At 70.2% G+C, this 13,434-nt stretch carries 8 protein-coding genes, 2 pseudogenes and 1 CRISPR repeat array; all 10 genes and pseudogenes read left to right on the plus strand.

What is annotated here, in order from left to right:
• The first annotated feature begins 9 nt into the window (after nucleotides 1-9).
• The 10 genes and pseudogenes from fxlM (at nucleotide 10) to cas2e (ending at nucleotide 13,051) form a co-directional block, all read left to right on the plus strand.
• A complete protein-coding gene (gene fxlM / locus ACIRGB_RS08470) occupies nucleotides 10-1,206 on the plus strand; it encodes a methyltransferase, FxLD system (RefSeq protein WP_403860190.1) in 1,197 nt (398 codons plus the stop codon).
• A 60-nt stretch (nucleotides 1,207-1,266) separates the two neighbouring features.
• Nucleotides 1,267-2,827: direct repeats of the CRISPR family, unit length 29 nt; unit sequence GGGACCATCCCCGCGGGTGCGGGGAGCAG.
• 327 nt (nucleotides 2,828-3,154) lie between these two features.
• The gene (gene cas3 / locus ACIRGB_RS08475) at nucleotides 3,155-5,977 is read left to right on the plus strand and encodes a CRISPR-associated helicase Cas3' (RefSeq protein WP_403860646.1); all 2,823 of its coding nucleotides are present in this window, start codon (nucleotides 3,155-3,157) and stop codon (nucleotides 5,975-5,977) included.
• A 564-nt stretch (nucleotides 5,978-6,541) separates the two neighbouring features.
• Nucleotides 6,542-8,320, plus strand: coding sequence for a type I-E CRISPR-associated protein Cse1/CasA (casA, locus tag ACIRGB_RS08480; RefSeq protein WP_403860193.1), 1,779 nt, complete (start codon nucleotides 6,542-6,544; stop codon nucleotides 8,318-8,320).
• Nucleotides 8,317-9,006: a type I-E CRISPR-associated protein Cse2/CasB gene (casB, locus tag ACIRGB_RS08485; protein ID WP_403860196.1), complete on the plus strand. Its 690-nt coding sequence runs from the start codon at nucleotides 8,317-8,319 to the stop codon at nucleotides 9,004-9,006. Before casA ends, casB begins: the two co-directional genes overlap by 4 nt.
• Nucleotides 9,003-10,199 (plus strand): type I-E CRISPR-associated protein Cas7/Cse4/CasC, encoded by a 1,197-nt coding sequence (gene cas7e / locus ACIRGB_RS08490; RefSeq protein ID WP_403860198.1) that lies wholly within the window; start codon nucleotides 9,003-9,005, stop codon nucleotides 10,197-10,199. Before casB ends, cas7e begins: the two co-directional genes overlap by 4 nt.
• Nucleotides 10,196-10,939, plus strand: a complete 744-nt coding sequence (gene cas5e / locus ACIRGB_RS08495) for a type I-E CRISPR-associated protein Cas5/CasD (RefSeq protein WP_403860201.1) — start codon at nucleotides 10,196-10,198, stop codon at nucleotides 10,937-10,939. The genes cas7e and cas5e overlap by 4 nt, the downstream gene beginning before the upstream one ends.
• The gene (gene cas6e / locus ACIRGB_RS08500; protein ID WP_403860204.1) at nucleotides 10,939-11,727 is read left to right on the plus strand and encodes a type I-E CRISPR-associated protein Cas6/Cse3/CasE; all 789 of its coding nucleotides are present in this window, start codon (nucleotides 10,939-10,941) and stop codon (nucleotides 11,725-11,727) included. Before cas5e ends, cas6e begins: the two co-directional genes overlap by 1 nt.
• Nucleotides 11,724-12,545 (plus strand): annotated as a pseudogene (gene cas1e, locus ACIRGB_RS08505) (type I-E CRISPR-associated endonuclease Cas1e); the annotation flags it as partial. The gene cas6e and the pseudogene cas1e, both read left to right, overlap by 4 nt.
• Nucleotides 12,546-12,566: 21 nt before the next feature.
• Nucleotides 12,567-12,680 (plus strand): annotated as a pseudogene (locus ACIRGB_RS08510) (type I-E CRISPR-associated endonuclease Cas1); the annotation flags it as partial.
• 8 nt (nucleotides 12,681-12,688) lie between these two features.
• Entirely contained in the window at nucleotides 12,689-13,051 is a 363-nt protein-coding gene (gene cas2e, locus ACIRGB_RS08515) for a type I-E CRISPR-associated endoribonuclease Cas2e (protein ID WP_403860207.1), read from the plus strand.
• The last annotated feature ends 383 nt before the right edge of the window (nucleotides 13,052-13,434 follow it).

Below are 13,434 nucleotides of genomic sequence, written 5' to 3' on the forward strand. Positions count from 1 at the left end.
GATGTGACTGTGAGCCAGACCCCCACGGCCGAGCGACTCCGCAACCGGCTCGTCGACGCCATCCTCAGCGAACGCGCTGTGCCTTCCGAGGTGGAGCGCGCCATGCGGACCGTGCCCCGGGACGCGTTCCTGCGGGGCATCGAGCTGGAGAACGCGTACACGGACCAGGCCGTGACCATCAAGGACAACCCCGGCCAGCCGCTCCCGCTGTCCTGCGCGTCGGTTCCGTCCGTCGTCGCGATGATGCTCGATCAACTCGGCGCTCGTCCCGGCGACAAAGTTCTCGAAATCGGTGCCGGTACCGGCTACAACGCCGCTCTCCTCACCGAACTCGTCGGTGGTGGCAACGTCACCACAGTCGACATCGACTCCGACGTCGCCCTGCACGCACGGTCCGCCCTCAACGCGACCGGCTACGAGAGCGTCACGGTCATCGAGCGCAACGGCCTGCTCGGCGTCCACGAGAACGCGCCGTACGACCGGATCATCGCCACAGTGGGCATCTGGGACATTCCGACCATCTGGTGGGACCAACTGGCGGACGGCGGACGCCTCGTACTGCCGCTGCGCTGGCGCGGCCAGACTCAATCGGTCGCCCTGACCCGCCACGGGGACGAGTTGGTCTCCGACGGCATGGAGCTGTGTGGCTTCATTCCGGTCATCGGGCAGAACGGCGAGCAGACGGCGTCCCTCAACGCCACCGACACGATCCGCCTCCACTACGACCAGGACCAGGTCATCGACACCGACGCTCTCGCCGACACCCTGGCGGCGAAGAAGCCGACCGGCCACTTCCTCTCCGCGCAGCGAATCGGCGGCGAGGAGTCGTTCGACGGCGTGTGGCTGCGCGCTACAGCCGAGGACGACCGCGTATGCCGACTCGAAGCCACCGCGGAGGCCATCAGCCAGGACCTGATCCACAGGCCTGCCACACCGGGCCGCAGCCCCGTCCTGGTCGAAGGCGGCTCCCTCGCCTACCTGACCCTGACCCGTGAAGGCGTCGACCCGGAACGCCCGTTCCGGCTCGGTGCGGCGGCATACGGGCCGCGCGGCGAGGAACTGGCCCACGATCTCATCGCCCAGATTGACGCATGGGGCACCGCCCGCCTGGCGGTACCGCGGATGACCGTCACCCCCTCCGCGACCGGAGCCGCGCCCGGCCACATCATCAACAAGCCGGAGAGCCGCCTCACGCTCGCCTACTGACCCGGTCCCGACGGCGTCCCCATCTGCACGATTGGGAACGCCGCCTACGGGCATCCATGCGGCGACATCCCCGCGGGTGCGGGGAGCAGTAGTGGGCCTCGTCGAAGACCTCGGGGTCGCAGGGACCATCCCCGCGGGTGCGGGGAGCAGTCGGTCACCGAGGTGATGACCCGGAACTGGCCGGGACCATCCCCGCGGGTGGGGGGAGCAGGCCGGGCTGATGGCCGCGAACGCGTACGCCTCGGGACCATCCCCGCGGGTGCGGGGAGCAGGGACGCAGTCGGCCTGGGCGCGCGCCGTGACGGGGACCATCCCGCGGGTGCGGGGAGCAGCGCCCCGACGTGCTCTGGACGCAGGCGAGCGCGGGACCATCCCCGCGGGTGCGGGGAGCAGACGCGGAACCGGGGGCCGAGGATGCGCCGGGCGGGACCATCCCCGCGGGTGCGGGGAGCAGCGTGCTCGGTCTCGGTGGTGCTCATGCGGGTGGGGACCATCCCCGCGGGTGCGGGGAGCAGAGACTCACCCAGCCGATGCCGTGCTCGGGGTGGGGACCATCCCCGCGGGTGCGGGGAGCAGTCTGCCGGGGGGAGGTCTCGGGCGGAGTGGTAGGGACCACCCCCGCGGGTGCGGGGAGCAGCGTAACCTTTCGGTCGCCGCCCGCAAGAACGAGGGACCATCCCCGCGGGTGCGGGGAGCAGACTGATCTTGGGGTTAGCCTGTGGTGACACCTGGGACCATCCCCGCGGGTGCGGGGAGCAGGTGAGCCACAGCTGTCCTGGATATTTCGGATCGGGACCATCCCCGCGGGTGCGGGGAGCAGTCGCTGCCCCGGGCCCCGTCGCAAGGTTGATCGGGACCATCCCCGCGGGTGCGGGGAGCAGCTCTCACATTCCAACGCTGGGTGGAGCAGACGGGGACCATCCCCGCGGGTGCGGGGAGCAGGTCGGCGCCGCCGGCCTGTTCGTCAACGGCCAGGGACCATCCCCGCGGGTGCGGGGAGCAGCTGATGTCGCGGAGCAGGAGCTCCAGCATGTCGGGACCATCCCCGCGGGTGCGGGGAGCAGTCCTTGCGGGCCTGCTTCGCGTCGGCCCGGGCGGGTCCATCCCCGCGGGTGCGGGGAGCAGTTTCTCGGTGTGGACCCGGGGCCCGGTGGCCGGGGACCATCCCCGCGGGTGCGGGGAGCAGAACGTGTCCATCGACGTGCCAACGGGCTCGGTGGGACCATCCCCGCGGGTGCGGGGAGCAGTGGGACCTGAGCGTCGAGGAGGCGCGGCAGGTGGGACCATCCCCGCGGGTGCGGGGAGCAGGGGTGCGCTGCTTCGCGAGGCGTTCTGCCGGGGACAGGTCGGGACCATCCCCGCGGGTGCGGGGAGCAGCTGCCTGAATCCCCCTTGGCGGTTGCGTCTCCGGGACCATCCCCGCGGGTGCGGGGAGCAGTCGCCGCGGCGGATCCCCGAGCCCTTGATGCTGGGACCATCCCCGCGGGTGCGGGGAGCAGTCCGTCCGCTCGTCGATGACGGAGTCCCAGCCGGGACCATCCCCGCGGGTGCGGGGAGCAGGCGGTGCGCCGGCGGGGCTTGGGGGTGTCGTCGGGACCATCCCCGCGGGTGCGGGGAGCAGACTGCTTGATCTGCGAGTTTATGGCCGCAGAGGCGTGTTTTCGGCAAGCTTTACAGATTCCGGCCAATAGGACATGAGGTGGCGGGTCGTTCGGTAGGCGCGTCCATGGTTAGCCGATCATCATATGACTAGGAAGTGCTGCCTTTCAGCGGACTCTCCTCTTTGCTCGTTTTGGTGGGGCGGGCCAGCTTTTCCCTGTAGGAATCCCTCATGAGTGATGGGGGGAACGCCCGTTCCAGCCTGTTGCGTCGGCTTGGGGAGCCGGCCAGGGCGGTGTGGGCCAAGCATGACTGCAAGACCGATGGGTGGCTCCCGCTGTGGCGGCACATGGAGGACAGTGCCGCGGTGGCGGGCCTGCTGTGGGACCGGTGGCTGCCCGTAGGAGTGCGGCGGCTGATCGCCGAGGCGTTGCCTCGGGGGGATGCGGACGCGCGTGCCCTCGCCGTGTGGCTCGCTGGTGTGCACGACATCGGCAAGGCCACGCCGGCGTTCGCGTGTCAGGTCGACCAGCTTGCCGACGCGATGCGCGGTCAAGGGCTGGAGATGCGTTCGGCGAGGGCCCTGGGACCGGACCGACGGGTTGCGCCGCACGGTCTGGCCGGGCAGGTGTTGCTGGGGGAATGGCTGGAGGAACGGCACGGTTGGGCGCCCGCCCGAACTGGGCAGTTCACGGTTGCTGTGGGCGGGCATCACGGTGTTCCGCCCGAGCACGGGCAGATCAAGGCCCTGTACCAACACGAGCAGTTACTGCGTACGCCAGGCACGAGCAGCCGTGTCTGGCGGCAGGTGCAGACCGAGCTACTCGACGCCTGCGCCGAGCAGTTCGGCGTGGCCGAACTGCTGGGGGAATGGCAGCGGGTCAGACTGCCGCAGCCTGTGCAGGTGCTGCTCACTGCACTGGTCATCGTCTCCGACTGGATCGCCAGCAATCCCGACCTCTTCCCCTACTTTCCCGACGACGCATCCCGCAGCGACGATGAGCGTCTTGCCGCGGCCTGGCAGGGCCTGGACTTGCCGAAGCCTTGGCGGGCCGAAGGGCCGGAGGGCAGCGCTCGGGAGGTGTTCGCCTCCCGCTTCGACTTGCCCGCGGGAGCGGAGGCACGCCCCGTCCAGGAAGCCGCCGTGGAACTCGCCCAGGAGCTGGAGACGCCCGGGCTGATGATCGTCGAGGCACCGATGGGCGAAGGGAAGACGGAGGCAGCCCTCGCCACAGCCGAGATCTTTGCAGCACGCTCGGGTGCCGGCGGGGTGTTCTTCGCCCTGCCGACCATGGCCACCGGCAATGCGATGTTCCCGCGCCTGATCGATTGGCTGGACCGGGTGCCGTCGGTGGCGGGCTCACGCCGCTCGGTACACCTGGCCCATTCCAAGGCGGCCCTCAACGAGGACTTCGCCGGACTGATGGCCCGTACCGGAGGGGTCACGGCCGTCGACGTGGACGAAGCGGCGCACGCACCCAGGCCGAGACTGGACGAACAGCGCCGTGCGGGAGCCGAGCTCGTGGCGCATGCCTGGCTGCGTGGACGTAAGAAGGCCATGCTGGCGTCGTTCGTGGCGGGCACCATCGACCAGTTGCTGTTCGCCGGCCTGAAGAGCCGGCACCTGGCACTGCGTCACCTTGCCGTGGCTGGGAAGGTCGTTGTCGTAGACGAGGCGCACGCCTACGACACCTACATGAGCGTGTACCTGGACCGGGTGCTGTCCTGGCTGGGCGCATACCGGGTTCCGGTCGTGGTCCTGTCCGCGACTCTGCCTGCCTCACGCAGGCGGGACCTCGTGGCGGCGTACTCCGGCCGTGGTGATGCGGCGGTCGTCGCCGGGGAAGCTGTCGGGTCGGACTCGTACCCGTTGCTGACCGCCGTCGCTCCGGGGAGCATTCCGCTGGTCCGACGCCCGCAGGCATCGGCCCGGTCCACGCAGGTACGGGTCGAGCGTCTGGCCGACGGCCTGGACGTCCTCGCCGATCGGCTGGAGGGTGAGCTGACCGGCGGCGGGTGCGCCCTGGTGATCCGGAACACTGTCACACGGGTGCTGGAAACGGCTCACGTCCTGCGTGACAGGTTCGGTGCCGAGAACGTGACGGTCGCCCATTCGCGTTTCGTCGACCTCGACCGGGCAGGCAAAGACAAGGCTTTGCTCCGCCTCTTCGGGCCCCCGGAGAAGACAGACGACCGACCCACGGGCCGGCACATCGTGGTCGCCAGCCAGGTCGCAGAACAGTCCCTGGACGTCGACTTCGACCTGCTGGTCAGCGACCTTTGCCCAGTCGACCTGCTCCTGCAGCGCATGGGCCGCCTGCACCGCCACCGGCGCGGAAAGGAACAGCAGGACCGCCCCGAACGCTTGCGCAGCGCGCGTTGTCTGGTGACAGGTGTCGGCTGGGACGCGGAGGTACCCGTACCGGTGCGCGGGTCCGTCGCGGTGTACGGGCGGCACGCCCTGCTTCGGTCGGCGGCGGTGCTCCTCCCCCACCTGGACGGCGGGCCCAGGCGGCCGGTGCGCCTCCCGGAGGACATCAGCCCTCTCGTGCAGAGCGCGTACGGGGACGGCCCGGTCGGGCCGGACGGCTGGCAGGACGCGATGAAGGCGGCGGCCGAGCGGTTCGAGGAGCACCGCGAAGACCAGGCCCAACGCGCCGCCGTATTCCGGCTGGGCGCCGTCGGAAGACCGGGGCGGCCACTGTTCGGCTGGGTCGCCGCCGGCGTGGGTGACACCGACGACACCCCCACCGGGCGTGCCCAGGTTCGCGACAGCCGGGACAGCTTGGAGGTCGTCGTCGTACAACGACGCAGCGACGGCAGCCTCGCCACCCTTCCGTGGCTCGAGCCGGACGGCAAAGGCCGACCACGGGCTGGCCTCGAGCTGGCGCAGGATGCGACGCCGACACGGTTCGCGGCCCGTACGGCCGCGAGCTGCGGACTGCGGCTCCCCCTGCAATTCTCCGGCGAGACCATGGATCGGGCCATCGAGGAGCTGGAACAGCTGTACCTCCCCAACTGGCAGGGTAAGGACAGCCCTTGGCTCGCCGACCAGCTGATTCTCGCTCTCGACGAGGACCGTCAGACCCACCTGGCAGGCTTCGCACTCCGCTACAGCCCGAGTGACGGTCTTGAGGTGACCCGAGCTGCAGACGAAGCGGCGACGGCTTGAACCGCGAAATATCCCCGCTAGGTGCGGGGAGCAGTGATATACGCCCCTAAGGCTGGGGCCATCCCCGGGGAGTGGGGAGCAGTGGCTTTACGACACGACGACTTGTATGTCATCAGCTTCGGGCCGTTGGCCCAACGTACACAGGATCGCGCTGCCGCGCGGACAGAGGAGGCTCAATGCTCCTTCGGCAGCTGGGCCCAGCGAACCAGCGGCAGGACGGCCACGGGCGAGACCACAGTTGCCAGCGCCGTGGCAATGCCCCACTTGACGGACTCGTCATCAGGCCCCCCGTACAGCAGAACGCGGCCCAGTAAGAGACCTAACCAGAAGGTGACTATGACCGCCCCAATGACGAGGATCCAACGACCCCAGCTACTCAACATCCTACTCCCCTAAGGCTGTTGCCATTGTTTCGCCGTACCCTACCTGACCAGAAGGATGTGCTGCGTCACTTGCCGCAAGTGGCCCCGCCGCCCCTCCCCTTACCGGGCCATAGGGCGTTGTCAGTCCTGCCTGGCAGGCTGTTGTTCTCGCTGCAGTCGAGTAGCGACCTTGAGGAGACCCATGCCTGAATCCGCTCCCGGCAGACCGAATGCGTCAGCCTTCGATCTGACGAGCCAGCCCTGGATCGGTGTGCTGCGGTGTGACGGGTCCCAGGACGAGCTGTCGCTCCGCCAGGTCTTCGCCCAGGCCGATGTTCTTCGTTGCGTCGTGGGTGAACTGGCCACCCAGGAGTTCTCCCTGGTCCGTCTCCTGTTGGCCGTCGCGCACGACGCGCTCGACGGCCCTGGTGACATCGAGGAGTGGGCGGAGCTCTGGGAGGACCCTGACTGCTTCGCTCCGGTCCAGGCATATCTGGACGAGCACCACGACCGGTTCGACTTGCTGCATCCGGTCGCGCCGTTCGGGCAGTCAGCCGGGCTGCGAACAGCGAAGGACGAGGTGTTCTCCCTCAACCGGATCGTGGCCGACGTGCCGGCCGGGGAGCCGTTCTTCAGCGCGCGGATGCCGGACGTGCGGCGGCTGTCCTTCGCCGAGGCCGCCCGTTGGATCGTTCACGTCCACGCGTACGACACCTCCGGCATCAAGTCCGGCATGGTCGGTGACGACCGGGTCAAGGGCGGCAAGGTGTACCCGCTCGGCACCGGCTGGGCGGGGGGCCTGGGTGGCGTCTTCGTGGAGGGTGCCACGCTGCGCGAGACGCTGCTGCTCAATCTGGTGGCGGCGGACACGGAGCTGCTGGAATTTTCCGCCGACGACCGGCCGGCCTGGCGGCGTGAGCCCTGCGGACCGGGGTCCGACGGGCGGTCCGCGACCGGTCTGCGCGACCTGTACACCTGGCGGTCGCGCCGGGTGCGTCTGCACCATGATGCGGACGGCGTTCACGGTGTCGTCCTCGGCTACGGCGATCCGCTCGTCTCCCGGAACATGCACCGCGGCGAGCCGATGACTGCGTGGCGGCGCAGCCCTGCGCAGGAGAAGAAGCTGGGGCAATCCCCCGTGTTTCTGCCGCTGGAGCACGATCCGGCCCGTGCGGCCTGGCGGGGCATCGCCGCACTCCTCGCCGACCGGCTGGAGAACACCGGCGGCGCCGAGGGGCCTTCCCGGCTGCGGCCGCGGATCCTCGAATGGGTCGCGCGGCTCGTGACCGAAGGCCACCTCTCCCGACGCTTCCTCGTCCGTACCCGGGTGGTGGGTGTCCGGTACGGGACCCAGCAGTCCGTGATCGACGAGGTCGTCGACGACCGCCTGGAGATGCCGGTCGTCCTGCTGCACTCGCAGGACCCTGCCTACGCCGCGCAAGCCATCGCCGCGGCCGAGGACGCCGACCGGGCGGTGCGGATCCTGGGGGACCTCGCGGCCGATCTGGCCCGGGCACGTGGATCCGAGCAGGAGGGTTCGAAGACTGCTGCCCGCGCGGAGGGATTCGACGCGCTGGACCATCCGTACCGCGGCTGGCTCTCCGGAATGGCAGAGGCGTCCGACCCCTTCGAGCACCGGCACGTGTGGCAGCGCCAGGTACGGCACACGGTGGGCCGCCTCGGCGACCGTCTCATCGCCGCCGCGGGCGACGCGGCCTGGGAGGGACGGATGCACACCGATAACAAGGGCGGCACTCACTGGCTGAACGCGGGCCTGGCCGACGTGTGGTTCCGGGGGCGGCTGGCCAAGGCGCTGGGCAACCCCGTCTCTCGCGGCGCCTCGCGTTCTTCAAGCTCTTCAGATGCCCCGGACTCCAGCGGGAAGGGCGCCGCCTCGGCGGAGGACGGCCCATCCGAGCCAGGGTCCACCGGCCCGACGGGAACCGAATACGCCGCGACCGACTCGGAGGTGCACGTATGACCGCGTCCGCATCCACATCCGCCCCGCGCTCCGCAGTCCCGGTTCAGCAGCAGGTCGCGGACCTCGCCGCCGCACTCATCGGGTCCTGGCAGGAGGGGTACCTCAAGGACAGGTCCCATGCCGTCGGCGCGCTCGCCCGACTGCGCCGCGGCGCGGGTCGTGAGGCAGGCGAGACACCTGACCTGTGGAGCCTGATCGACACCGACCCACTCCACGCCACGGCCGCAGGAGCAAGGCCATTGGGCGAACAGGAGCTGGAGCGTGCGGAGAACGCGCTGCACGCGGCCCTCACCCTGTGGGCATTCCACCAGCAGTCGCGCGGGGTTCCCATGCACCGCAGGCACACCCGTCAGCGGCCGGGCGGCCTGGGCGCCGCGGTCCGACGCCTGATGCCGACCGACGGCACCGACGCGCCCATCCGCAAGCGCCTGGTCCGCGCGGGCACTGCCCCCGACCTCGCCACGCTCACCCAGCGGCTGCGCGACATCGTCGCCCTGCTGCGCAGCGCCAAGACCCCGGTCCCGCTCGACTACGCGCTCCTCGCCGGCCAGCTCTACCTCTGGCAGTACCCCGACGGGCCCGCCGCCGTACGGCGTCGGTGGGGCCGCTCCTTCCACGAGCAGCTACGAACCCGACCGGACACCGACGAGAACGCCACCCCGGACACCGACAAGGACGCCTCGTGAACCGCATCTTCCTGGACGTGCACGCCCTGCAAACCGTCCCGCCCAGCAACCTCAACCGGGACGACACGGGCGCCCCCAAGACGGCCGTCTACGGCGGAGTCCCCCGCGCCCGGGTCTCGAGCCAGGCGTGGAAGCGGGCCATCCGGACCTGCTTCGCGGACGAGCACCTGCTCGACCCCGCCGAGCTGGGCGTACGGACGAAGAAGATCGTGGAGCTGCTGGCCGACCGGATCACCGGACTCGACGACTCCGTCGAACGGGAGACTGCACTGCAGCTCGCCGACGAGACGGTCAAGGCCGCGGGCTTCAAGACCGAGATCCCCAAGCGGAAGGCCGAGCAGGCGAAGAAGGACGGGAGTTCCGCTCCCGCTCCGGAGAGCAAGTACCTGGTCTTCCTCAGCTCACGGCAGCTCGACGGCCTGGCCCGCCTCGCCTTGGAAGGCGCCGACGACATCACATCGTTCCTCAGGTCCAAGGAAAACAAGGCCCGGGCCAAGGAACTCGCGGACACCCGGCACTCCGTGGACATCGCGTTGTTCGGCCGGATGGTCGCCGACGTCGCCGACATCAACGTCGACGCCGCCGTCCAGGTGGCGCATGCCCTGAGCGTCCACCGCGTCGACAACGAGTCCGACTACTACACGGCCGTCGACGACGAGAACACCGACGACGAGACCGGCGCCGGAATGATCGGCACCATCGACTTCAACTCCGCGACGCTCTACCGCTACGCCGCCCTCGGCGTGCACCTGCTCGCCGACAACCTCGGCCAGGGTCTGCGTGAGGAAGAACCACGCACCGAGCCGGTGCGCCGGGCCGTAGAAGCCTTCGTGCAGGCCTTCGTGGAGTCCCTCCCCACCGGAAAGATCAACACCTTCGGTCATCACACGGAGCCCGACGCCGTAGTCGTCAAGCTGCGCACCACCCGGCCCATCAGCTACGTCGCCGCCTTCGAGGACCCGGTCCGCAGCGACGGCGGCGGACACCTGCGCGAGGCCGCCGACCGGCTCGCCGCCTACGCCTCGGACATCGAGCGCGCCTACGGCGACCCCGACACCACCCGCACCTGGGTCCTGCGGGTCGGCCCCGCCACACACAAGCTCGCCGACCTCGGCACCGAGACCGGCACGCTGCGTGAACTGGCCGCCGCCATCGGACAGGCCGTCACCGAACGCCTGGACAAGTCCGCATGAGCAGCACCGGCGTACTCGTCCTTCGCCTGGCGGGCCCCCTGCAGTCATGGGGGGCCTCCTCCCGTTTCACCCGCCGCACCACCGAGTCCGCACCGACCAAGAGCGGCGTCATCGGCCTGCTCGCCTCGGCGGCCGGAATTGAACGCGGCGACGACACGAATCTGGCGCCCTTGGCAGCACTGCGGTTCGGAGTCCGCATCGACCAGCCCGGCACCCGCATTCGTGACTTCCACACTGCCCACCACGGCGTCACCGGGGCGTCCATGCCGCTGTCCGAGCGGTTCTACCTCGCCGACGCCGTCTTCGTCGCCGCCGTCGAGGGCAACCGGACCCTGCTCACCGGCCTGCACGACGCCCTGCGCGCCCCTGTCTACCTGCCGTATCTCGGTCGGCGCTCGTGCCCGCCCTCCGCGCCGGTCGACCTCGCACTGTACGAAGACACGACACTCGAGAACGCGCTGACAAACGTGCCGTGGCAGGCCTCCGCCTGGTACCGCAGGCGCCACCGGGCCCCGCAGTCCCTGACCGTCCTGCACGAGAAGGCCGCCGACGGGCCCGCCGAGCCGGCCGACGTCCTGCGCGACCAGCCGGTCAGTTTCGACGCTGCCCATCGGCGGCACGCACTGCGCACCGTCGTCACCATCGCCGTACCCACTCTGATCCCTGCCGGCGGCGGCAGCCCGCAGAGTCCGCACGACCCGTTCGCGGCCCTCGATGCCCTGGAGAATGAGAGCGCCTGATGTTCCTCTCCCGCTTCCGCGTCAATACCGCGCGGCCCGGCGCTCGCCGCCTGCTGTCCTCGCCCCAGGCCATGCACGCGGCGGTCATGTCGTCCTTCCCCCACATCCTGCCCTCCGACAGTCCGCAGCCCGACGCACCACGCGTGCTGTGGCGCCTGGACCAGCGGGGCCGCGCCGAGGTGCTGCTGTACATCGTCAGCCCCGACCGTCCCGATCTGACCCATCTGGTCGAGCAGGCCGGATGGCCCGCCGTCGCCGACCCCGAGAAGCCCGGCTGGCAGACCCGCTCCTACGCCCCCCTTCTCGACCGCCTGACCGGCGGCGACCGCTGGGCGTTCCGCCTGACCGCGAATCCCGTGCACACAGTCCGCCGCAAGGAGGGCGAACCCCGCAAGCTCACCGCACACCTCACGCCCGTTCACCAGATGGGTTGGCTGCTCGACGAGGAACGGCAAAAGCGCCTCGGCTTCCGGGTCTGCGAGAAACCGGCAGACCGACGTCTCCTGCCCGGGGGCACCACCCACCAGAAGCGGTCCCATTCCGGCGACCGGTACGAGCTGGCCATACGGGACAGTCGCTCTCTCGCTTTCGACAAAGCCCGCGGCCAGGGCAGCGGCCGCGACACGCCGGTCACCGTCGTCACCGTCACCTTCGAAGGCCGACTGGAGGTCACCGACCCCGCCGCGCTGCGCCGCGCTCTCACCCAGGGCATCGGCCGGGCCCGCGCGTACGGCTGCGGCCTCCTCACCCTGGCCCCCCTCACCCAGCCGGCGAGGCCCACCCCATGAGCACGGTCTCCCAACGCACGGCACTCACTCCACGGCAGCTCACCCGCACCGGCGAGCGCCTCTCTTTCGTCTACCTGGAACGCTGCACCGTCCACCGCGACGCCAACGCCATCACGGCCCAGGACGCGGAGGGCACGACTCACATCCCGTCCGCGACCATCGGCACGCTCCTCCTCGGCCCCGGAACCCGCGTCACCCACCAGGCCATGAGCGTGCTCGGGGAAACCGGTGCGGCCGTCTGCTGGGTCGGCGAACACGGCGTGCGCTACTACGCCTCCGGCCGCGCCCTCAGCCGCTCCGCCGCCCTCATGGAGGCCCAGGCCCGCCAGTGGGCCAACCAGCGCAGCCGCCTCGCCGTGGCCCGGGCGATGTACCGGCTGCGCTTCCCGGAGGAGGACCCCTCCGGTCTCACCCGGCACGAACTCCTCGGCCGAGAGGGAAGACGGGTCAAGGACTGCTACCGGACGGAGGCGGCCCGCACCGGCGTCCCCTGGCGGGGCCGTCGCTACACCCCCGGCAACTTCACCAGCGGCGACGCCGTCAACCAGGCCATCACCGCAGCCGCCCAGTGCATGTACGGCATCGCCCATGCCGTCGTCACCTCCCTGGGATGCAGCCCGGCTCTCGGTTTCATCCACTCCGGCCACGAACTGTCCTTCGTCTTGGACGTCGCCGACCTCTACAAGACGGAGATCGGCATACCGCTCGCCTTCGACGTGGCTGCGCAGGACGAGGAGGACACCGGCCCTCGCACTCGCCGCGCGCTACGGGACCGCATCAACGAAACGTCCCTGCTTGACCGGTGCGTCAACGACATCAGGCGCCTCCTGCTCCCCGAAATGGCCGGTTCCAGCGACTCCGCCGACGACCGGGACGTGGTCACGCTCCAAAGCGATCACGGCCACCAGGTCGCCTCCGGCACCAACTACGACGGTCCCGATGACTACGGGGACGAACTCTGGTGACCGTCATCGTCCTCACCAACTGCCCGGCCGGCCTGCGCGGCTTCCTCACACGCTGGCTGCTGGAGATCTCCGCCGGGGTCTTCGTCGGCAACCCCTCCGCCCGCATCCGCGACGCACTCTGGGAAGAAGTCCAGCAGTACGCCGGCCAGGGCCGCGCCCTGCTGGCCCACACCACCAACAACGAGCAGGGCTTCACCTTCCGCACCCACGACCACGCCTGGCACCCGACCGACCACGAAGGCATCACCCTGATCCACCGCCCGGACCCCAACGCGCCCACCGCCGGACCAGCACCCCAGAACGGACCACCATCCGGCTGGAGCAGAGCCGCCAAACGCCGACGCTTCGGCAGAGGCTGATGCACATCGATTAACTTATGGCCGATTTGCCAGATCAATGAAGACTCTCGAGACCTGCCTCCGCCGTCTGCAAAGGCGCAGGTCATCCAGCCTGCTCCCCGCACCCGCGGGGATGGCCCCTCCTTGATCGCATCGGCGGCGATGTCGCCGTCCTGCTCCCCGCACCCGCGGGGATGGCCCCCGCTTCACGGCCGCAGCGTTCGCCGCACCCTTCTGCTCCCCGCACCCGCGGGGATGGCCCCGCCACAATCTCGATCGCCGTCGCCGTGGGCAGCTGCTCCCCGCGCCCGCGGGGATGGTCCCGGTGCGAGCGCGGCTCGGGCGGCGGGTGGTATCTGCTCCCCGCTCCTGCGGGGATGGTCGGCCTCCGCGCCCGGGGCCGC

The sequence above is a fragment of the Streptomyces sp. NPDC102490 genome, from assembly GCF_044765285.1.
Taxonomy (GTDB): Bacteria; Actinomycetota; Actinomycetes; order Streptomycetales; family Streptomycetaceae; genus Streptomyces.

Excerpts from the sequence above, each read along its gene's own strand:
- cas3 (WP_403860646.1), top strand. The coding sequence starts at position 3,155 with ATGGAGGACAGTGCCGCGGTGGCGGGCCTGCTGTGGGACCGGTGGCTG.
- casA (WP_403860193.1), top strand. The coding sequence starts at position 6,542 with ATGCCTGAATCCGCTCCCGGCAGACCGAATGCGTCAGCCTTCGATCTG.
- casB (WP_403860196.1), top strand. The coding sequence starts at position 8,317 with ATGACCGCGTCCGCATCCACATCCGCCCCGCGCTCCGCAGTCCCGGTT.
- cas5e (WP_403860201.1), top strand. The coding sequence starts at position 10,196 with ATGAGCAGCACCGGCGTACTCGTCCTTCGCCTGGCGGGCCCCCTGCAG.
- cas6e (WP_403860204.1), top strand. The coding sequence starts at position 10,939 with ATGTTCCTCTCCCGCTTCCGCGTCAATACCGCGCGGCCCGGCGCTCGC.